The organism is Nocardia sp. NPDC127579, assembly GCF_042672005.1.
GTDB lineage: Bacteria > Actinomycetota > Actinomycetes > Mycobacteriales > Mycobacteriaceae > Nocardia.
On sequence record NZ_JBHXVZ010000008.1, the window covers coordinates 104,284 to 124,254 of the forward strand.

Below are 19,971 nucleotides of genomic sequence, written 5' to 3' on the forward strand. Positions count from 1 at the left end.
CAACGGTGCTTCTCGATCCCAGTGGCCGCGGGCCCACCGCGCGCCACCTGACCCTGGCCGGGCTGGCAATGCTGTCCGCCATCGCCACGAGCCTCTATCTGCTCGTCCTACGCTACGACGGCCGCTTCGAGGAGAAGGTTCCGGTCACCGCGGTGCTCACCAGTACCGGCGACGGCCTGCCGGAGAACGCGGACGTGAAGTTCCGCGGCATGGTCGTCGGCCGGGTCGCCGCTGTCGACATCGTCGCCAAGGGCGATCGGCAACGCGCCTCCCTCTGGCTCAAACCCGGTATCGCCGAGGCGATACCGGCCAATGTCACGGCCCGGGTCATCCCGAACAACCTGTTCGGCGTGACCGCGATCGAACTCGTGGACACCGAGCCGACCACGTCGACGCTGCGAGCCGGCGCCACGATCGCCGAGGACACCACCGCAACCACGGTGCAGTTGCAGACCACCTTGAACGTGCTGCGCACCGTCTTGAACAACATCCAGCCCGAGAAACTGGGCCGGGTGCTGGCCACGCTCTCGGCCGCGCTGGACCCCGGCTCCCGGGCCCCGGGGTCGACCATCGAGCGCCTGGACACCTGGATGACCGAGGTGCGCGCACTGCCCGGAATGCCGAACCTGCTCGGCGATCTGGGGCACGCGGCCACCGCGCTGAGCCAATCGGCGCCGGAATTGGTCGGCGTGCTGTCGGAGTCGGTGACCACGGCCCGGACCTTGACCGAGCAGCGCGCCTCGCTGATCGCGCTGCTGACCAACGGCGGCACCGCGATCGACACGGTCAACGCGCTGTTCGCGGCGAACCCGGATTCGGGCAAGTTCCTGGTGTCGGGCCTGAACGAGCTGTTCGGGAGTCTGGCCAAGGACCCCGAGGCCATTCCGGTCGCGATCTCGAACCTGAATACGGCGCTGCAACGCCTGTCCGGCGTGTTCACCTTCGGACCGAGCCGGCAGATGGTGTGGAAGATGGATCTCAGCTTCACACCGTTCCAGCAGTACACCGCCGCGGACTGCCCGCGTTACGGCGAGCTCGCCGGGCCCCGCTGCGGCGGCCCCACCGTGCCGGAAGTCGCGCCCGAGCAACAGTTTCCAGCACAGCAGTTGCCGCGGCATCTCGAGTCGGCCGGACCGGCGCCCGCGCCCACCACCGGAGTCTTCGGCATTCCGGGCGCGCCCACCGTGCCCGGCCTGCCGACGCTACCGGTGATCCCAGGTCTGCCGTCCATTCCCGGCATCACCGCGCCCGCGGCCCAGACCACGCCCGCACCGGACGGGACCGCCGCCGGGCCGATCGCGCTGCGCGGCAACGCGGCGGTCGCGGCCCTGGTCGGCGGCGAGCCGAGCATCGCCCAGCTGCTGCTGCTCGGGCCGGTGCTGCACGGCGGCTACCTCGAGATCTCGACTATGCCGAAAGGCGGTGCGTGAGCGATGAAGTCAGGAAAAGCACTGATCGGGTTCAGTGCGTTCGCCGTGGTCGCGGTGGCGCTGACCTACACCATGTGGTCGACCCTGCAGCGGTCGGTCAGCGGGCCGACGAACGATTACTCGGCGGTGTTCACCGACGTCCTCGGCCTGCGGGTCGGCGACGACGTCCGGATGGCCGGTGTGCGGGTCGGCCGCGTCGACAAGATCGACTTCACCGATGGGTACAAGGCCCGCGTCGACTTCCGACTGGAGGACGAACAGCACCCGACCGACACCACCAAAGCCCTGGTGCGGTACCAGAATCTGATCGGCCAGCGCTATGTCGCGCTGCTGCCGGGCGAGCAGCGCGGCACCCCGCTGCGGGCCGGTGACCAGATCCCGCTCGAACGCACCGAGCCGTCCTTCGATGTCTCGGCGCTGCTGTCCGGCTTCGAGCCGCTGTTCAGCGTGCTACAACCGGACCAGGTCAATTCGCTGTCGGAGACGCTCGTGCAGGCCCTGCAGGGCAACGGCGTCTCGCTCAGCTCGCTGATCGTGCAGGCGGCGGAGCTGGCCGGAACCTTCGGCCAGCGCGATCAGATCCTCGGCGATGTGATGACCAATCTCAGCAGTGTGCTCGAGGGCCTGGCCCACCGCAGCGGGGAGCTGGAAACCCTGATCACCCAGACGCGTTCGCTCATGGAGGGCCTCTACTCGCAGGGCGAGGCGCTCAAGGGGTCGGTCGACCGGATCGCCGGCGCCACCGACTCGCTGACGAGGATCATCGGGACCGTGAAACCGGGACTGGCGCGGGCGCAGGACGACGCCTCCGCCGGTGTCGCGCTGCTGCTGCTCAACGGCGCCGCGCTGGACCGGGCGGCGGTCGAGTTCCCGGCCTTCCTCAATGCCATCGCCCGGTTCTCCAGCTACGGCACCTACGGCAATGCCTACATCTGCCGGCTGGATGTCTCGCTGTGGGGCGTGCTGCTCCCGCCGGGCTTGTTCTCCCAGGTCGGCGGACCGGCCCAATCGGAGGTGTGCCGATGATCGCGACACTGCGCGGACTGCTGTCGGGGGCCTGGTCGAACCGGCAGCTGCGACTGGGGCTGCTGGCCGCGACGGCGGTGGCGCTGCTGGTGGTCGGCTCCACGGTGCTCGCTCGGGTTCGGCTCGGCGACACGATGATTCAGGCCGAGCTCGCCCAGGCGGCCGGGCTGCGGCCCGGCGCCACGGTGGATGTCTCGGGCATCGAGGTCGGCCAGGTCAGCGCCGTGCGGCTGAGCGGCGACAAGGTGCTCATCGATATGAAGGTGCGCCGGGATCTGCGGCTGGGCCCGGACGCGCGGCTGACCGTCGAGATGTCCACCATTCTCGGCCGCCTGCACATCGATCTGACGCCCGGTGACGGAACCGGCTTGCCCGGCAATCGGATTCGGATCGACAACACCAAGGTGCCCTACAACCTCAGCAAGGTGATCCAGGATCCGCAGTACAAGAACTCCTTCGAGCGGATCGAACGGATCGATCCCGCGAAGCTGCGCTCGGCCCTGGACGTGGTGAGCAAGCAGATGGGTGACTCCCCCGAACTGGCCGTGCAGGCACTGGACAGCATCGGCTCGCTGGCCAAGGTGATCAACGATCGCCGCGACGCGGTGGACACCCTGTTGAAGAGCATGGACTCGGTCTCCCAGCTCGTCTCGGACAATCAGAACAGCGTGCTGCTGCTCCTGACCCAGGGCGAGCAGATCGGCGCGGCGGTGCAGCGGCGGCAGGAGGTCCTGCGCCAGCTGCTCGACAATGTGGCCGCGCTCTCCGGGCTGCTCCAGGAGATGGGCGTGGAGAACAACAACCAGATAGGCCCGCTCATCGCCGATTTGAACACCATGTCCGAAGGGTTGACCAAGAACCGGGACAACCTGGGCCGCCTCTACGAGATCACGCCGGTCGCGCTGCGGCAGTTCAACAACGTGCTCGGCGACGGCCCCTACGGAAATGTGTACGCACCGTGGCTGTTCCCGGACAACTGGCTGTGCTTCGCGCAGGTGACTCAGGGGTGCAAGTGATGAGATCGAAACTCGCCGCGCTCACCGCGAGCGCGCTGCTCGCGACCGGCTGCGGGCTGGTGCCCGACAGCCTGAGCACCCTGCCGGACCAGGTGCTGGGTCAGCGTATGCAGATCAGCGCCGACTTCGAGAATGTGGCCGGGCTCTACGCGGGTAACGAGGTCGCGGTGCTCGGCGTTCCGGTGGGCACGGTCGAGACGATCACGGCCCGGGGCAGCTATGTCGAGGTGGTGATGAGTATCGATGCCGGTGTTCAGCTGCCCGCGGAGGCCATTGCGGCACTGGTGAATCCGCAGCTGATCACCAACCGGCACGTCGAGCTCGCCCCGGCCTACACCGGCAACGGGCCCGTGCTCACCGACGGCATGCATATTCCGTTGCAGCGCACCAGGACTCCGGTCGAGCTGGATCGGATCCTGCAGAATTTCGACCAGCTCGGCGCCGCGCTCAAAGGTGACAGCGAGACCGGCCCGATGGCCAGCCGGGTGCTGTTCCCGCTGTTGAACGGCAATGGCGACCGCCTGCGGGAAACACTGGACGCGCTGTCCGCGGCCTTCGAGGTGACCTTCGCCAACAAGGACCAGATCGCCAACACCATCGTCAAGCTCAACGAGATCACCCAGATCATCGCCCAGAACGACCAGACCGTACGGGATTTCAGCGGCCGGCTCACCGAACTGGTGGATCTGATGGGGCAGCAGGCCCCCGGTCTGCAGGCGGTGATCACCCAGCTCAACGACTTCCTGAACAACACCGCCGCGCTGGTGGGCGACAACAGGGAGCAGCTGGCGGGCGCGCTGACCCGCTTCGTGGAGATCGCCACCCAGATGCGCGCCAATGCCCGGCAGCTGACCGAGATCGTCGACGTCGGCCCGCTGCTGTTCCAGAACGTCGCCAACGCCACCAGCCACGAGCACCAGGCGCTGCGCCTGCACGGGCTGTTCGAAAAGGTCGTCCTGGACAGCGAGGCACTGGCACTGTTCTGCGATCGGGTACTGATGCGCCACGACGGCTGCCGGACCGGCAAGATCGCCGACTTCGGCCCGGACTTCGGGCTCACCGCCGCACTGCTGGGAATCACGGAGCCGAAATGAGCAGACGAATCAACGTCGCCGCGGCGGCGTTCACCACGGCCACGATTCTGGCCGGGACGACCGGCTGCGGGGTGACCGTCCAGAACGTGCCGATGCCCGAACCCGGAATCGGCGCACCGGGTTACACCATTCGCGCGTCCTTCCGGGACGCGCTCAACCTGCCCGACCGCGCCCACGTCAAGATCGGCGGCAGCGATATCGGCGTGGTCACCGACATCAAGTCCAGGGATTTCGTCGCGGAAGTGGAAATGCTGATCCGCGAGGACATTCAACTGCCCAGCGGCACCACGGTCGAGCTGCGCCAGGGCACACCGCTGGGCGACATGTTCGTGGCCATGACGCTGCCCGCCGCGGCCGAGGCCGGTCCGCCGCTGCGCGACGGCGCTGCGATCGGCCTCGAACAGACCGCGACCGCCGCCTCGGTCGAACAGCTCATGATGTCGGTATCGCTGCTGGTCAACGGCGGCGGCATCAATCAGGCCGCCAAGATCACCGCCGAGATGAACTCGATGTTCGGCGGGCGGGGCCCGCAGCTCGCGCACCTGATCACCGAGATGACCGCGGTGATCTCGGCCCTGAATCAGCGCACCGGCGATCTCGACAATGTGCTGGGTGGCCTGAACGTGCTGGCGGGCGAATTGGCCAGGCGCAAGGCCGAACTCGGCCAGGCCGCCGACACCTTCCCCGGTCTGATCGGCCTGTTCACCGAGAACAATCAGCGCATCGTGGACTTGCTCACCAAGACCTCCACCACCATGGCCGCGCTGCAGGATTTCAGCGAAACCACCGGCGACGACTTCGTCGGCCTGTTCGACAGCATCCAGCAGCTCATGTCCGGCTTCGCCCGATCCACCGAGCTGACCGCCGCGCTGGAGTCCTTCCACCAGCTGTATCCGAACCTGATGGCCAGCCTCGAAGGCCCCAATCTCGCCATCGCCGCCACGCTGGGCTACCTGAGCGTGGGCGCGTTCAGCGATCCGTCCGGCAGCCGCCTGCCCGAACTGGGTGACGTGCCCGCCTTCATCGGCAGCTTCGCCCAGGTGCTGGAGAAGGTGTTCGGCCGCGTCACCAGTCCACCCCGGCCCGCGCCGGAACCGCAGCCCGCCGAGGAGGCCCCCCGATGAATCCACCGCTGTGGCAGTGGGTGGTGCGCCACCGGATCGGCGTGGCGAATATCGGACTGATCGTGGTCCTGATCGTGGGCTGCGGCTATATCGCCACGAATGTGCTGCGGTTCAACCCGATTCCGCACACCTACACCGTGACGGTGCTGCTGGCCTCCTCCGGCGGCCTGCTCGAGGGCAATGACGTGACCTTCCGCGGCACCCGGGTGGGGCAGGTCGCGGAACTGCGGATCGCCGGCGACGGTGTGGCCGCGGTCGCCGAGATCGAGGACAGCGCACGCATTCCCGTCGGTGGCACGGTCGCCATCGGGCGGCTCTCGGCGGCAGGCGAGCAGTACCTCGACTTCCGCCCCGAAACCGATTCCGGCCCTTATCTTTCCGACGGCGACGTGGTGGAACGGTCCGCCACCAGCACACCGGTGCCGGTACGGTCGGTGCTGGCGAATCTCGCCGACTTCGTCGGCGGCATGAATCCCGAACGGCTCAGCGTCATCGTGGACGAACTCGACCGGGCACTGGCCGACGGCCCGGATCGGCTGCGCAATATGATCTCCGGGATCAGCCGGGCGATGGCCGGGCTCACCGACCTGCTGCCGCAGACCAAGCAGCTGCTGGAGAACCTCTCGGTGATCGCCGAGACCACCTCCCACGCCCAACCGGACCTGAGCACCGTCACCGCGGCCGGCACCACGCTGTTCGAGCAGCTCACCGCCGCCGACGCCGAGGTGCGCGCGTTCCTGTCCCTGGGCCCCGGTCAGCTCGCGACCGTCGGGGGTTTCGTCCAGGAGACCGCGGACCCGATCACCAATCTCGTCACCAACTTCGTCGCCATCACCAAGGCGGCGAAGCTACGCGCACCCGCGATCGCCGTACTGTTTCCCTCGCTGCGGGACTTCACCGCGGCGATCGGCGTTCCCGCGCACGACGGCGCCTACCACACGCTGGTCGATCCGTGGCCGCGGCCGAGCTGCGACTACGAGACCGTACCCGTGGTACCCACCTCGGCGCAGGTGGATACCCGGGTGCGGCTCTACAACTACTGCGTCACCAATGATCCGGCGATCCAGGTGCGTGGTTCGGCCAACGCACCCCGGCCGAATGTGCCCGACAACGGGGCGACCGCACCGCCGAACGTGACCGGCGACGAGTTGTCCCAGCCTGTACCCCGATAGGAGAACCTGTGAGCAGCACCGAGATCGAACCGACGAAGGCCGACACCGTTTCCGAGGAACCGGATGCCGCGCCCGACACCGAAGCAGCAGCGAAACCGGCTGCGGCCGCAGCGAATACACGAACCGTGACGGTTCGGCTGCCCGCCTTCTCGCGGGCCGGGAAGCTCGCGGTGCGCGGTGCGGTCGTCCTCGTGCTGGCGGCCTCGATCGCGGCCGGCGTCTTCCTGTTCCAGCGCAACGAGCACCACAAGAACCTGCTCGCCGCCCACGCCGAGGCCCGGGCCGCGGCCTGCGCCTACGCCCCGGTCCTGGTCGACTACGACGCCAAGAAACTCGACGAGTACTTCGCCGCCGTACTGGCCGGCGCCACCGGCGACTGGCGCGAACAATTCGACGCCACCAGCAAGGACCTGCGCGAGGTGCTCGTCCAAGGCGAGGTGGTGGCCAAAGCCAGCGACGTGCAGTGCGCGATCCGCACGGCGGACGAGAACTCGGCGGAGGCCATCGTGGTGATCGGCCAGACCATCACCAGCCTCGGCACCCAGGGCAAACCCGCCCCCGGACAGCTCTCCATGGTGATGCGCCTGGAACGCTCCGGTGACCGCTGGCTGGTCAACCAGCTCAATTCGCCGATGGCACAGCTGCCGCGGTCGTAGCGCTACGCGGTCACCAAGGGCCGCAGCGCCTTGCCCGCGAGGTCCAGGATGCCCGGTTCGTGACCGTTGGCGACCATATTGACGATCACCCCGTCGATACCGTGGTCGAGGACGCGCCGCTGGATCTGCTCGGCGACATCGTCGGGGGTGCCGACGAATTGGCGGTCGGCCTGGCCGTCTCGCAGGGACTGCACGGGCAGGCCGGAGGAGTCCTGCGCGGCCTGTTTGCGCAGCAGTTCGTCCTGGAGTGCGCGGGCGCGGTCACCGTCTTCGTCGACGATCACGAAGGCCAGGAAGCTGGTTTCGAGGGTGCGCGGGTCGCGGCCCACCTCCTCGCAGCGGCGGTGCAGTGCGTCGACCTTGGCGGGCAGTTCGGACGCGTTGCAGATGATGTTGAGATGGTCGGCGAACCGCGCGGCCAGGGCGAAGGTCTTCTTCTCGCCGCCGCCACCGAGCATGATCGGCAGGTCGTCGCGGATGCGGGGCTCGTTGAGTGCCTCGCGGGTCCGGTACCACCGCCCGTCGAAGGTGGGCCGCTGCCCGCGCAGCATCGGCTGAATGATCTGCAACGCTTCCTCGAGGCGCTGGAACCGTTCGGTGAAGGAGCCGAATTCGTAGCCGTAGCCGAGGTGTTCGAGTTCGAACCATCCGGCACCGATACCGAGCACCGCACGCCCGCCGCTGACCACATCCAGTGTCGACACCGTCTTGGCCAGCATCGCCGGGTTGCGGTAGGTGTTCCCGGTGACCAAGGTGGACAGCTGGATTCGATCGGTAGCCGTGGCCAGCGCGCCGAGCGCGGTGTAGGCCTCGAGCATCGGCTCATCGGGCGTGCCGAGCACCGGCAGCTGATAGAAGTGGTCCATGACGAAGGCGGCGTCGAATCCCGCCGCCTCCGCGGCTCGCGCTTGCGCGATCACCGACGGGAAAAGCTCGCGTGCGGAGGTCGCGTGACTGAAATTCGGCATCTGATACCCGAGGCGAATGCTCATGCGGCCCAGGCTATGACCTGGAGTGCACTCCAAGTCAACGACCGATCGGCGGCGGCGTGTCCGACCGGCCCCGGCGGCGGACTGTGATGTTTGTCGCCACCAGAACCTCTGGATTCGGCACTCGCACCGGCCTAGCGTGATCAGCACGCGCTCGAGATCCCCTGCACCAGAAGGACATTCAGGACGATCCGGACGCTGGAGCTGGTTGTGCATTGCTGATCCGGTGCGCATCGAGACCCGACCGTCCGGTCCGCGCCGGAACTCGGGTCGACGCGCACCCTGATGAAGGAGTCGCGCCGATGAGCCGTCCAGCCGTATGCAATCGCCGCGGAGCGCTGACCGCCCTGGCCATGCTCGCCATCGCGGGCTGCGGCGGCTCCTCCGACGGTGCGCCACACTGGAATTACGACAACGAAGGCCCCGAGCACTGGGCCGACCTCGACACCGACTTCGCGACCTGCCGTGCCGGGCACGCCCAGTCCCCCATCGACCTGCCCGAGACGGCCGAAACGCAGCCCGCCGACCACATCGACATCGACTACCGCCCCGTCTCCGCGGCCACGCTCATCAACAACGGTCATGCCGTCCAGGTGAACGTCCCCGCGAACTCCGGCAATCGGATCATCGTGGACGGAGCGTCGTTCGCGCTGACCCAATACCATTTCCACCTACCCAGCGAGCACACCGTCGCCGGCTCCGGTACCGCCATGGAACTGCACCTCGTGCACACCGATCACACCGGCCGCTTCGCCGTCCTCGCGGTCCTGCTCCGCGCCCAGGACGCACCGACCGCGCTGAGCGCGGTGCTCGCGAACGCTCCGGCGAAGCCCGGCACGACTCGGACCGTCGGCACCATCGACCCTCGCGCCCTACTCCCGGACGACCTCGCCCAATTCCGCTACGAGGGTTCCCTGACCACGCCACCGTGCACCGAAGGGGTCGCATGGATCGTCCTGCGGCAGCCAGGCGCGGTCTCGACCGCGGACGTCGAGCGCTACCGCACCCTGTTCCCGCACAGCAACCGCCCCACGCAGCCCCGCCACGACCGCCCGATCATCCTCGTCGGCAACTGAGTCCAGCTTGACGCAACTCAGTGGTTGCAATACTGTTGCAACCACTGAGTTGCTATCAATGGAGGTTGTCATGGGATTTCCCGATCGCATCGAGCGGACGATCGAGCTGGCGCACCCGCCGGCGAAGGTGTGGGCGGCGCTCACCACGGCCGAGGGGCTGGGCACCTGGTTCGGCAACGAGGCGGGTATCGAGCTACGCCCGGGCGGCAAGGCGTGGATGCGCTGGAACGAGGGCGGACACAGCGCGGATATGCGGATCGAGCGCGTGGAGGAGCCTCGCGTATTCGGGTTCACCTGGCATATTTTCGGGCTGCCCGAGCAGGATCCGCGCCGCACCTATGTCGAGTTCACGCTCGAGCCGGTGCCCGCCGGCACCCGGCTGACCGTGGTCGAGACCGGTTTCGCTCAGCTCGCCGAGGACGCCTACAAGACGGCGTTCGACGGCAACGTCCGCGGCTGGCACAACGAGCTCGACGAGCTGGCCGGCTACCTCGATGCGGCGTGACCAGGAGGCGATAGCCGAACAGGTCTTCGTCGCCTTGGCCGACCCCAGCCGCCGCGCAATCCTCGCCGCGCTGGCCGCGGCCGGACCCACCACCGCGACCGACCTGGCGGCTCGGCTGCCGATCACCCGGCAGGCGATCGCCAAACACCTGACGCTGCTGTCCGACGCCGGTCTGGTCACCGCCGAGCCCGGAGAACGCCGACGGGTGCGATACCGATTGTGTTCCGCACCGATGCAAGTGGCCCAACAGTTCCTCGCCGCGCTGGCGCGGGACTGGGACGGGCCGCTCGACGCGTTGCAGAACATCCTCGATCGAGACTGATCGACCCGAAACCGAACAGGTACACCACCATGAAGACACCACCGATCGTTTCGCAGCACGAGTGGGAGACAGCACGTCAGGAACTGCTGGTGCAAGAGAAGGAGGTCATGCGCGCCCACGACGCACTCGCCGCCCGCCGCCGGCGCATGCCCTGGGTGGCCGTCGACCAGCAGTACACATTCGACGGACCCGACGGTCCCGCGAGTCTGCGCGACTTGTTCGCCGGCCGCCGTCAGCTGATCGTCTACCGCGCATTCTTCGAACCCGGCGTCCTCGGCTGGCCCGATCACGCCTGCCGTGGCTGCTCCATGATCGCCGATCACGTCGGCAATCTCGCCCACCTCAACGCCCGCGACACCACCCTCGTATTCGCCTCGCGCGCACCACAACCCGAGATCGCGAAGGTGAAAACCCGGATGGGCTGGTCGCAGATTCCCTGGTACACCCTGACCGGCGAGTTCGACGTCGATTTCGGCGTCGACGAATGGCACGGCACCAACGCTTTCATCCGCGACGGCGACCAGGTGTACCGCACATATTTCATCAACCGGCGTGGCGACGAGTACTTCGGCAACACCTGGAGCTACCTGGACTTGACAGCACTCGGCCGGCAGGAGACCTGGGAGGATTCGCCCGAGGGATACCCTCGGACACCGCCGTACGAATGGTGGAACTGGAACGACGAGTACACCGCCGCGGTCGACGAAACCGGCGGGGAATGGCTGGGCCGGGTCGCGGGCGCCATCGAGCGGGGCGAAGCCGGAGGTCGGCGAAAGCCGGTACCGCAGGATTGCTGCGCGCACCCGGAGCAGTAACGGTCCCCGCTATCGCGCGGCGGCCCCGGTCGCGCAGTTCAGCTTGGCGGCGAGCCACGACACCGTCTTCGGCAGGTGGTGGCGCCAATTGCGCCCCGCGACGTGGCTGGGCCTCCATGAAACCGTTGCGCGCCGCGACGACAGTCCGGCCGCCGTAGCGCCGGAGGTCCGGCTGCACAACGCTATTCGAGGAGGAGAAGAAGCGCGCCGACGAGAAGCGGTATGACGAACAGCAGCGCGGCGATGCCCAGCACAATCCCGACGATCAACCCGACCTTCGACTTCTCGGGCTGCGGCGGAGGTGGCGACATCGGCTCCATCCCACGACTATCCCACCCGCACCGGCGTTCGTGGGGGCGGTGAACTCACGCGGGTGTCAGGTCCACGTCGGCCGGTGGTCGCAGGCGATAGAGCACACCGTCGGACGCGCTCACATACAGGGCGAGGCCCTCGCCGTCCGGGGCGACGCGCACGGAAGTGGGGCCGGGCGGATAGTTCGGGGTGAGCATGCCGTTCACGAGCGAACAGCGTGCGCCGGTGGCCGGGTCCAGCCGATCCACGGTGCCTTCGAAGTTGATTGCCGCGTAGATCTTTCCGTCCCGGGTGGCTTGGAAGTCGTCGATCACCAGAACGTCGACAGCTGATTCGGCGGTGGAACGTAGCTGCCGTTGTCCAGGCTCAAGACCAGATAACCGTTGTCACTACACGACACCCACAGCTGGCTGCCCCGCCATTCCGGCGGGGACAGGCACCAATCGGAGGACATGTCCGCGGTGGTCAGCAGACCGGCCCGAGGTGTCGCCGCCTGCGCCGGATCGAATCGGCCGGCCATCGCCTCCCGCAACGCCGCAGGCAGCGCGGTGACCGGGATCCCGACGAAAGAACTCCAGGCGTGCAACGAATTCCACAGCTCGAGCAGCTGCCCGGTGCGGGCGGGCGGATTGAAATAGGCGATCTCACGGAAGTTCTCCGGATCGCGGATATCGAATACGCGGATACCGGAGGAAATCCAACCGCATGCCAGGGCGGTCGGGTCGTCGGGCCGGTCGACAGCACAATAGTGCGGGTCGTAACTCATACCCGCGCCACCCAGCGCCGACTGCACGTGACGATCGATGTTCTCCGGCAGATTGATCTCCAGTTTGATACGCGCGACCAGTTCAGGCGCGGTCTCCTCGGCGATATCGAAGAGTTTCACCCCACCGGATCCGGCCTCGTCGGTGACGAACAGATGCCGAACGCCGTGATACGTCACCGGGATCGTGTGCTGAGTGAGAAACCCGTCGGTCCAGTAGGTGCGACTGATATCGCGAACCACGGGAGTGGCGTCGCGGCGCCGCACGGAACCGATATCGAGAATCGAGAACCCGGACAGCGCCGCGATATACATCCGATCGCCGTCCCGGCTGAAGCCCATTCCGTGCTGCTCGACACCGGTGATGCCCTGCCAGACGATGCGCGGATTCGCCGGATCGGCGAGATCGACCGCGGTGAGCTGCCCGGGCGCGAGCCCCGAAACCCAGTACGTCAGCCCGTCCGGCGAGAAGCCGCCCTCATGGGTCATCATCGGAAGCGGCAGTGCGAGATTCGTGCCTGCACCGGGGTTCAACAACCGTGGATGCGCGCAATCGGACAGGTCGTACACCGAGAGCAGACCCGCGCCCCACAGGAACGGAACCCCGGTGCCCACCAACAGTTTCCGGCCCGGATGCACCTTCAGGCTCTCCCACGTGCCCGCGATCATGGCGGGTTCGGTGAGATCGGCGGTCGGCCGTGGGTGCGCCGGATCCGACAGGTCGAGAACCTGAACGCCCTTACCCTCCGCGAGCGTGTTCCCGAGGAAGAACGAGCCCACATACGCGCAGTGGTCATGGGCGGCGGACACCGCCGCCGCGCCGCGCCCGGCGTACTGGCCGACGAGCGACATATTGCAGGTGTAGCCACCCATGCTCCGCAACGTGTCGCGGTCCAGCGCCGGAACGTCGCCCTGCAAACCCGTTTCCGGTCGGGATCCGGGACCGCACTCGGCGCGGGGCACCGCGACATCGCCGATCCCGGGTAATTCCCGGACCGCGGGCACCCCGCTCAGATCGGCCGCGGACATGGCCGGATTCGTGACCGCGACGAGCAGCGCGATCAGTGAGATCAGCCGGATGCACCTGGACGCTCGCATACCCACCCCGTCGTCACGCCATCGGATCGGACACCTGAACACTAGGTGACCGGCCACGCGCTTTCGACTACGTGGCAGACCGTTGCCGACGCCTCACGAAAGCGACGGCGCCGACCGATGATTCGACACAAGCGCTGTCCGAAGAACGCTAACCGCGCAGCCATCCGAGACTGTCCCGCCAGCGCGCGATCTCGCGCCCGATGCTCGTGGTTGGCCGCTCCTGGTAGAGCCATTCACGGGCGATGCGGTGCCAATTGTTGGTGACGTGGAGCTGGCCGAGCGCGGCGCAGGTGAACAGGTCGGCGCGGCGGGAGAAGACGTGTTCGGGCGGTAGGCGCTGATGACGCATGCCGCGGAATTCCGCGGCCCTCGGGTCGACGGCGAGGACGACGGCGCTGGTCGCGACCTCCGGGGTCAGGGTCGTGTCCTGATCGATCAGGTGCCAGCCGGTGGCGGCCCACACATAATCCAGGCATTCCGCCGGATCGACACCCGCGCCGGGGTCGATGATGCCGCGCGCGGTCCACAGGTCGTGGATCTGCTGGCCGCGATATTCACCGGCGGCGCGGATGACGGTGCGCTCGAGTTCGACATCGACCGGATTCATCGTGGTGTAGAGACCGAAATCCACGAACGCCAATCGCCCGTCCTCGGCGAGCAGAATATTGCCGGGATGCGGGTCACCGCAGAATTCGAAGTCGCTGTACAGGGTCGTGATGTAGAAGCGGTAGATCAGCTCGCCGAGATCGGAACGGTCACGCTCGGACAGCGTCCGCAGGTATTCGAATGGTCTGCTGTGGACGTATTCGGTGACCAGCACGTGGTGGCCGCAGTACGCGCCGATGCTGTCCGGCACGGTGATATAGGGGTGGCCGCGGTAACGGCGCGCGACCCGCCCCTGGGTGGCCGCCTCGGTTTCGTAGTCCAGCTCGTTGCCGATATTGCGGGCGACCTCGTCGAGCACATCCTGGTCGGCGGCGCTGGGCAGCAACGACTTCCACAGGCGGCTGATCATGACGAGGTTGCGCATATCGGCCTCGACGGCCTGGTCGACACCGGGGTATTTGACCTTCACCGCGACCTCTCGGCCGTCGCGGAGCGTGGCCCGGTAGACCTGACCGATGGATGCCGCCGCGATCGGTTCGGGATCGAAGTCGGCGAACACCCGCGTCATCGGGCCCAGGTCGGCCTCGATCACGGCGCGCATCGCGGGGAATTCGAGCACCGGCGCCCGGTCACGCAGTTCCGCCAGTTTGGCGCGGAACAACTCGCGCTGTTGTTCGGGCAGCAGATCCAGATCGAGCACCGACAGCATCTGGCCCAGCTTCATCGCCGCGCCCTTCATCCCGCCGAGCACGGTGACGATCTGCTGCGCGGCCTGCATCGTGGACCGTTGCGACAGCACCCGACGGGCATCCTCGGACCGCCCGACCATCGACAGCCGGGTGCCCACTCCGCGGAGCGCCTGACCCGCGACCAACCGCCCGATCCGGCCACCGCGCACCACCCGGCTCTGCGGAAACGGGTCATCCACCCGCGGCTCGGTCACCGCCGCTGCCTCTCGCACGCCGGATCCCCCGCCTTCACGGTGCGCACAGCAGCAGCCGTCGATGCCATGCCATCTCCTAACAATCAGCGCCATCGATGAGTGTTACCGAAAGTAACGCCCAGCCGCGGCCGCGTCCAGAGAATCCATGTTTTCGGCGCGAACCCGGCACCTGGAGCGGGATGGCGCACTCGCCGACGCGCGTTGCAGGTCCGATCCGCTCGGACCCAATTCACCTCGTCCCCAAATCTTCTGGATCGGCAGCCCCGACGTCGCCTGGGTTCGGCATCCCAGTGCCGTTGGACATGGGCGGATTCGAGGACAGCAGGATTGTCCGGCCGGGCCCGGCCGACAGTAGTGACGGTTCTCGAGGAGGAGGCAGAGATGAACACAGGCGATCGTGTCCATTCGCGTGACTACCGGGACGGATACCGGGAGGGGTTCAAAGACGGGTATTCCGATCTGCCGCCCGCGCACGTCGAACTGCCGACGTTGACCGGTGCCCGTGCCGATGACTATCGATCCGGCTACTCCCGGGGACATTCCGCCGGGCAAGCACGAGCAACCTCAGCCACCACGGCCGGCGAATCGTAGCTCCGTGTCGCGCCCGTCGACGCCGCTTCGCCGCGCGTGACCATTCCCGCCGTATCGGACAATGTGATGTGCGGGAGGTACAGTGCGGCCAGGAAGGCCAGTGCGGCAACCGGGATCAGATACCAGAAGCCGGGAACCAAGGCGTCGGCGTAGGCGGTGACGACCGCCGCGCGCAGATCCTCGGGCAGATTCTCGATCGTCGACGGCCCCACGTCCGAGGGACGCAGACCCGTCGCGAGGACCTGCGACAGATGCGACTGCACGACTTCGGTGAGGCCGGTGGCGAGCCTGGCGGTGAAGAACGAGCCGAGGATTCCCACCCCGATCGTGCCGCCCAGCTCTCGGAAATAGTTGTTCGCACTCGTGACGGTACCGAGCTGGGTCGCGGGCACCGCGTTCTGCGCGACCAGGACGATGATCTGGATGATCATCCCGAGCCCGGCGCCCAGAACCGAAAGCATCAGCGAGACAACCCATATCGGGGTCCGCGCGTCCAGCTGTGTCAGGCACAGCAGTCCCGCCGTCAGAATCAGCACCCCGAGCGGCGGAAAGACTCGGTACCGTCCGGTCCTGGAGATCACCAGGAACGAGCCCATCACCGCCGCCATCAAGGCGAACGCCATCGGTATCAGCAGCAATCCCGACACCGACGCGGAGGTCCCGGTGGCCATTTGAAGGTAGGTGGGAATGAAGGCCAGCGCCGCGAACGTCACCAGAATGACGAGGAAGCCCACCGCGGAGGTGGTGACGAAGGCCCGATTGCGAAACAGCCACAGCGGCAGCATGGGCTCCTGGGCCCGATCCTGCACTGCGATGAACAGTCCGACGACGACGACCAGCGCGCCGATCATCGACACGATCATCGTCGAGTCCCAAGCATGCTCGTCGCCGCCCCAGTCGGTGATGAGCATGAGCAGGACGGTGGCCGAGGACATCAGCACGGCGCCGGCGTAGTCGGGCCGAGTGCTGGGCCGACGGCCGGGGATGGTCAGGTACCGCAACGCGATGACGAGCGCAGCCAGGCCGATCGGCACATTGATCCAGAAACACCAGCGCCAGGAGAGGTGGTCGGCGAACACACCACCGAGCAGCGGCCCGGCGATCGAGGTGGTCGCGAAGACCGCTCCGATCGCGGTCATGTACCTGCCGCGCTCCCTGGCCGGCACCACATCGGCGAGCACCGCTTGCGCCAGGATCATCAAGCCGCCGCCACCGACACCCTGAAGTCCGCGCAACGCCACGAAGGTCCAGAATTCGGCCGACATGGCCGCGCCGATCGATGCCGCGGTGAAAACGGTGATCGCGAACAGGAACAGTCGGCGTCTGCCGAACAGATCACCGAACTTGCCGTAGATCGGCATGACGATCGTGGTGGCCATCAGGTATGCCGTGACGGTCCAACCCATATGGGAGACGCCGCCGAGGTCCGCGACGATGGTGGGCATCGCCGTGGCGACGATCATCTGATCCAGGCTGGCGAGGAACATTCCCGCGAGCAACGCGGAGAAGATGAGCCGGATCCGCTTCCGGGTGAGCACGATCGATTCCGGCGCAGGTGTTGTGGTCGCCATCAGAGCGTTGCTCGGTACTGCCGATGATCCCAGCCGACGAGGATCGGGCGCTCCTGGATCTCGGCGATCAGGGTTTTGGCGAGCCGATCGAGCAGATCGGCGATCAGGAGGCGGCCGGCGGGCGTGTCCGGGAAGCGCGTCCGTACCGACAGGCCGTCGTCGGTGCGGGTGAACCACAGTTGCACGTCGTCCAGCGGTGCGCTGCGGCTGAACTGGACCGGGTTGCGCGGACGCGACCGCGACGTCTCGGAGCGGGAGCCGCCCGGGAGGAAGCGGTAGTCGACATAGGAGACGCTGAAAAGATCGCGGCGGGTCGGGCGCAGCCAGGTGCCCGGGTCGTCGAGTACGTGGGTGGCCGGAACCTGGGACAGGTTGCGGCCCGATCGGATTGCCGCATCGGCGGCCGCTGCGGTGGTGGCGAAGTCCTTCTCCACCGCGACGCGAACGGGGCCGTTGCCGACCAGCCAGCCGAAGGTGTCGTGGTTGCGGGGTTCTCGGCGGGCGTGCACCGGGACCAGCAGGTTCATGACCGAGGGACCGCCCAGTTCGGAGGTACTCGACGCCGTTGCCGCCAGCAACGCGGCGAACATCGCGTATCCGGCGGCCTTGGCGCGGCTGTGCAAGGCGTCGGTATCGGCCGGGCCCAGCAGCGTGCGCACATCGCTGCCGAACGGCGCGAGCGCGCCGACAGGCACACCGAGGTCGAGCGGAAAACGGGGAAGATCGTCGCCCGCCTCGCGCAGGAACTCCTGCCAGGCCGGGATCATCGAGGCGGTCGCCGACGACGGTATCGCCGCTTCCCGGGCCAGGTAGGACAGGAAGCTGCCCGGCTCGGGCAGGGTCTGCGTCACCGATCCGGGTTGCCGCTGCTCGCGGATACCCCGATACAGTTCATCGAGTTCGGCCACCGCGATCGTGATCGACCACGCGTCGCAGATGGCATGGTCGAAACCCACGATCACCGTGGAGGTTCCGCTTCTGGTGATGGCGCCGAGGAAGTACGGCGGAAAGCTGAACGGCCGGCATGCCTCGTCGAGCCGGTCACGCAGCGCCGCACGGGCTTCGTCGGTCGTGGCAACGGTTTCGGGCGCTCGTGCCAGCAAGCGGATATCGGCGTCGGCTACCACGCGCACCGCGGCGGACCGGCCTGGACCAGGCGCGCTGAAGCACAGATGCAAGGCGTCGTGGCGGAGGATCCAGGTGGCGAAAGCAGCCGCGAGCGCTTGCTCGTCGATCGGGCCGACGACGTCGAATGCCCCGGCGAGCCAGGTGGTTTCACCACCTGCCGCGAGGTGGATGCGCTGATTCGAGGTCGGGGGCGTGGGATCGGCCACCAGGGCGCGGGCGGGCACCGCCGTCCATTCCAGCAGCGTTCCCGGCGCCGGGGCGAGCTGATCCAGAAACAGCAATCGCATCATGACCCCTGGGTGGACAGCTCGTCGGCGGTGAACTCACCGGATCTGGCGACCGCGGCCAAGACGTCGCGCAGACGGTCGAAGTACTCCTCGGCCGAGGAGCGCGCGGCGAGTGTGTCGGGATAGACCATTGCCACGCGCAGCCGATCGGTTTCCCGGTTGAACCACAGCGGCGAGAGACGTCCGACGCGGCTCCGCGAGGCCAGACCGAACAGGTTGCCAACCTGGGGCAGCGCGTCGCGCAGCGCGGCATCGGAAATCGCCCGCATATCCATGTAGGACACCCACGGCCAGTCGGTGGTGCGTGGCTGTGCCGAACCGGTCAGCTCGGCCGCGCGCTCGAGTCCAGCGTGAATCGGTACGGCGGCAAGGGGTTTGACGGCGTCCTGGGCCGCCTTCACCCGGGTGGCCAACCCGTCGAACGGCTCGTGCGGGCTCACGTCGAACGAGATCGGCGTCAGATTGACGAACCAGCCCTGGGCGAACTGGTATCGCGGCTCGTTACGCGTACCCAAGACGTTCAGGGCGAGATAATGGGTCTGTCCGTAGAGCTCGAGTTCGGTTCGGGCGAGCGCGGCGAACAGCCCCGCGGAGAAGGTGGCACCCGCGGCCGCGCACGCCTCGGCGAAGGCATCGACGTCGGCGCGTTCGAGTAGATCGGCCTGCGTGCTCGCACTGTCGGCCAGTTCGCCCGGCGCCAGCCCGAGGTCCCACCGCAGCGGGCGCGCCCGGTCCGCGTTATCGGCGAGCAGCCGGGCGAGCCGGTCCAGTTCCGGGGAGCCGCTCGCCACCGCGGCACGCTCGTCGGCGGCGAATTCGACATAGCTGCCGACGGGGAACCCGACCGGTTCCTGGTCGGCCGCGTAGGCCCCATAGAGCGCGTACAACTCGAAAAGCGCTGCCACCAACGATGTTCCGTCGCTGAAGGCGTGATCGATGCTGTACACCACGGTGAATCCGTCACTGCCGTGGTCGATCGCGGCACAGACGAACGCGGGCCAACGGGTCGGATCGGCAGCCGCCCGAAATCTCGGCGCCAGGCGGTCACGCAGCTGAGTACTCGAGGCGATGCCCGCTGCGGAGGTGGTCATCAGTTCCACCTCGCCGGCGGCGAGGAGATAGCGCGTCAACCACGGTGTGTCGTCGATGGAAAACCACGTACGAAGAGTCTCGTGGCGACGCAGGAACGCCGTGAACGCGTCGCGGAGCGCTTCCGGGTTCAGCGGACTCGCCACCGTGAAACACATGGCCAGCTCGGAGGAGAGTGGATTGTCGGTGTGTCGTTGCTCGGCCCAGCGCCGGATGTGGGATTCCTGCATGTAGGTGGCCGGCACGGTGGACGGGCCCGCGGTCCGGACCCTGGCCAGTGTGTCGGGATCGGGCGTGAACTCCAGGAGCACACCGGGTTTCGGGGTCCAGTCCTCGGCGAGAATGATGTCCATGACGG

The 19,971-nt window shown here is 67.5% G+C and carries 19 protein-coding genes; 11 read left to right on the forward strand and 8 right to left on the reverse strand.

From position 1 onward, the window contains the following. Positions 1–5: 5 nt before the first annotated feature. The 7 genes from ACFVMC_RS25595 to ACFVMC_RS25625 are packed head-to-tail and all read left to right on the forward strand — an operon-like array spanning position 6 to position 7,518. Positions 6–1,430: an MCE family protein gene (locus tag ACFVMC_RS25595; protein ID WP_379214258.1), complete on the forward strand. Its 1,425-nt coding sequence runs from the start codon at positions 6–8 to the stop codon at positions 1,428–1,430. Positions 1,431–1,433: 3 nt separating this feature from the next. Next, positions 1,434–2,456, forward strand: coding sequence for an MlaD family protein (locus tag ACFVMC_RS25600; protein ID WP_379214260.1), 1,023 nt, complete (start codon positions 1,434–1,436; stop codon positions 2,454–2,456). Further along, a complete protein-coding gene (locus tag ACFVMC_RS25605; RefSeq protein ID WP_379214262.1) occupies positions 2,453–3,472 on the forward strand; it encodes an MlaD family protein in 1,020 nt (339 codons plus the stop codon). Before ACFVMC_RS25600 ends, ACFVMC_RS25605 begins: the two co-directional genes overlap by 4 nt. Next, entirely contained in the window at positions 3,472–4,566 is a 1,095-nt protein-coding gene (locus ACFVMC_RS25610) for an MCE family protein (RefSeq protein ID WP_379214264.1), read from the forward strand. The genes ACFVMC_RS25605 and ACFVMC_RS25610 overlap by 1 nt, the downstream gene beginning before the upstream one ends. Continuing rightward, positions 4,563–5,690 (forward strand): MCE family protein, encoded by a 1,128-nt coding sequence (locus ACFVMC_RS25615; protein ID WP_379214266.1) that lies wholly within the window; start codon positions 4,563–4,565, stop codon positions 5,688–5,690. The genes ACFVMC_RS25610 and ACFVMC_RS25615 overlap by 4 nt, the downstream gene beginning before the upstream one ends. Next, positions 5,687–6,862: an MCE family protein gene (locus ACFVMC_RS25620; RefSeq protein WP_379214268.1), complete on the forward strand. Its 1,176-nt coding sequence runs from the start codon at positions 5,687–5,689 to the stop codon at positions 6,860–6,862. The genes ACFVMC_RS25615 and ACFVMC_RS25620 overlap by 4 nt, the downstream gene beginning before the upstream one ends. A gap of 8 nt (positions 6,863–6,870) precedes the next feature. Next, positions 6,871–7,518, forward strand: coding sequence for a hypothetical protein (locus tag ACFVMC_RS25625; protein WP_379214270.1), 648 nt, complete (start codon positions 6,871–6,873; stop codon positions 7,516–7,518). Between the two features lie 2 nt (positions 7,519–7,520). Here ACFVMC_RS25625 and ACFVMC_RS25630 read toward each other — a convergent pair whose 3' ends face one another. Then, entirely contained in the window at positions 7,521–8,510 is a 990-nt protein-coding gene (locus ACFVMC_RS25630; RefSeq protein ID WP_379214272.1) for an LLM class F420-dependent oxidoreductase, read from the reverse strand. A 299-nt stretch (positions 8,511–8,809) separates the two neighbouring features. On the opposite strand from ACFVMC_RS25630, the gene ACFVMC_RS25635 reads away from it, so the two are divergent. The 4 genes from ACFVMC_RS25635 (at position 8,810) to ACFVMC_RS25650 (ending at position 11,225) form a co-directional block, all read left to right on the forward strand. Then, a complete protein-coding gene (locus tag ACFVMC_RS25635; protein ID WP_379214274.1) occupies positions 8,810–9,583 on the forward strand; it encodes a carbonic anhydrase in 774 nt (257 codons plus the stop codon). Positions 9,584–9,653: 70 nt separating this feature from the next. Then, complete coding sequence (locus tag ACFVMC_RS25640) at positions 9,654–10,088, forward strand: SRPBCC domain-containing protein (protein ID WP_379214276.1); 435 nt, start codon at positions 9,654–9,656, stop codon at positions 10,086–10,088. Then, positions 10,078–10,410, forward strand: a complete 333-nt coding sequence (locus ACFVMC_RS25645) for an ArsR/SmtB family transcription factor (protein ID WP_379214278.1) — start codon at positions 10,078–10,080, stop codon at positions 10,408–10,410. The genes ACFVMC_RS25640 and ACFVMC_RS25645 overlap by 11 nt, the downstream gene beginning before the upstream one ends. 29 nt (positions 10,411–10,439) lie before the next feature. Continuing rightward, entirely contained in the window at positions 10,440–11,225 is a 786-nt protein-coding gene (locus ACFVMC_RS25650; RefSeq protein ID WP_379214280.1) for a DUF899 domain-containing protein, read from the forward strand. 182 nt (positions 11,226–11,407) lie between these two features. Here ACFVMC_RS25650 and ACFVMC_RS25655 read toward each other — a convergent pair whose 3' ends face one another. The 7 genes from ACFVMC_RS25655 to ACFVMC_RS25685 form a co-directional block, all read right to left on the reverse strand. Next, positions 11,408–11,545: a hypothetical protein gene (locus ACFVMC_RS25655; protein ID WP_379214281.1), complete on the reverse strand. Its 138-nt coding sequence runs from the start codon at positions 11,543–11,545 to the stop codon at positions 11,408–11,410. A gap of 45 nt (positions 11,546–11,590) precedes the next feature. Further along, positions 11,591–11,851: a hypothetical protein gene (locus ACFVMC_RS25660; protein ID WP_379214283.1), complete on the reverse strand. Its 261-nt coding sequence runs from the start codon at positions 11,849–11,851 to the stop codon at positions 11,591–11,593. Continuing rightward, the gene (locus ACFVMC_RS25665) at positions 11,848–13,398 is read right to left on the reverse strand and encodes an LVIVD repeat-containing protein (RefSeq protein ID WP_379214285.1); all 1,551 of its coding nucleotides are present in this window, start codon (positions 13,396–13,398) and stop codon (positions 11,848–11,850) included. Before ACFVMC_RS25665 ends, ACFVMC_RS25660 begins: the two co-directional genes overlap by 4 nt. Before the next feature lie 148 nt (positions 13,399–13,546). Further along, on the reverse strand, positions 13,547–14,932 hold the full coding sequence (locus ACFVMC_RS25670) for an ABC1 kinase family protein (RefSeq protein WP_379214724.1): 1,386 nt from the start codon (positions 14,930–14,932) through the stop codon (positions 13,547–13,549). Between the two features lie 539 nt (positions 14,933–15,471). Next, positions 15,472–17,109 carry an MDR family MFS transporter gene (locus ACFVMC_RS25675; RefSeq protein WP_379214287.1) on the reverse strand — a complete coding sequence of 546 codons (1,638 nt, stop codon included), beginning with the start codon at positions 17,107–17,109 and terminating at the stop codon, positions 15,472–15,474. Further along, complete coding sequence (locus ACFVMC_RS25680; protein ID WP_379214289.1) at positions 17,109–18,527, reverse strand: condensation domain-containing protein; 1,419 nt, start codon at positions 18,525–18,527, stop codon at positions 17,109–17,111. The genes ACFVMC_RS25675 and ACFVMC_RS25680 overlap by 1 nt, the downstream gene beginning before the upstream one ends. Further along, on the reverse strand, positions 18,524–19,966 hold the full coding sequence (locus ACFVMC_RS25685) for a condensation domain-containing protein (RefSeq protein WP_379214290.1): 1,443 nt from the start codon (positions 19,964–19,966) through the stop codon (positions 18,524–18,526). Before ACFVMC_RS25685 ends, ACFVMC_RS25680 begins: the two co-directional genes overlap by 4 nt. Positions 19,967–19,971: the final 5 nt, after the last annotated feature.

What these genes read in the sequence shown, in the direction of transcription:
- ACFVMC_RS25600 (WP_379214260.1), top strand. Translation starts at nt 1,434, where the DNA reads ATGAAGTCAGGAAAAGCACTGATCGGGTTCAGTGCGTTCGCCGTGGTC.
- ACFVMC_RS25605 (WP_379214262.1), top strand. Translation starts at nt 2,453, where the DNA reads ATGATCGCGACACTGCGCGGACTGCTGTCGGGGGCCTGGTCGAACCGG.
- ACFVMC_RS25610 (WP_379214264.1), top strand. Translation starts at nt 3,472, where the DNA reads ATGAGATCGAAACTCGCCGCGCTCACCGCGAGCGCGCTGCTCGCGACC.
- ACFVMC_RS25615 (WP_379214266.1), top strand. Translation starts at nt 4,563, where the DNA reads ATGAGCAGACGAATCAACGTCGCCGCGGCGGCGTTCACCACGGCCACG.
- ACFVMC_RS25620 (WP_379214268.1), top strand. Translation starts at nt 5,687, where the DNA reads ATGAATCCACCGCTGTGGCAGTGGGTGGTGCGCCACCGGATCGGCGTG.
- ACFVMC_RS25630 (WP_379214272.1), bottom strand. Translation starts at nt 8,510, where the DNA reads ATGAGCATTCGCCTCGGGTATCAGATGCCGAATTTCAGTCACGCGACC.
- ACFVMC_RS25635 (WP_379214274.1), top strand. Translation starts at nt 8,810, where the DNA reads ATGAGCCGTCCAGCCGTATGCAATCGCCGCGGAGCGCTGACCGCCCTG.
- ACFVMC_RS25640 (WP_379214276.1), top strand. Translation starts at nt 9,654, where the DNA reads ATGGGATTTCCCGATCGCATCGAGCGGACGATCGAGCTGGCGCACCCG.
- ACFVMC_RS25645 (WP_379214278.1), top strand. Translation starts at nt 10,078, where the DNA reads ATGCGGCGTGACCAGGAGGCGATAGCCGAACAGGTCTTCGTCGCCTTG.
- ACFVMC_RS25650 (WP_379214280.1), top strand. Translation starts at nt 10,440, where the DNA reads ATGAAGACACCACCGATCGTTTCGCAGCACGAGTGGGAGACAGCACGT.
- ACFVMC_RS25655 (WP_379214281.1), bottom strand. Translation starts at nt 11,545, where the DNA reads ATGGAGCCGATGTCGCCACCTCCGCCGCAGCCCGAGAAGTCGAAGGTC.
- ACFVMC_RS25665 (WP_379214285.1), bottom strand. Translation starts at nt 13,398, where the DNA reads ATGCGAGCGTCCAGGTGCATCCGGCTGATCTCACTGATCGCGCTGCTC.
- ACFVMC_RS25675 (WP_379214287.1), bottom strand. Translation starts at nt 17,109, where the DNA reads ATGGCGACCACAACACCTGCGCCGGAATCGATCGTGCTCACCCGGAAG.
- ACFVMC_RS25680 (WP_379214289.1), bottom strand. Translation starts at nt 18,527, where the DNA reads ATGATGCGATTGCTGTTTCTGGATCAGCTCGCCCCGGCGCCGGGAACG.
- ACFVMC_RS25685 (WP_379214290.1), bottom strand. Translation starts at nt 19,966, where the DNA reads ATGGACATCATTCTCGCCGAGGACTGGACCCCGAAACCCGGTGTGCTC.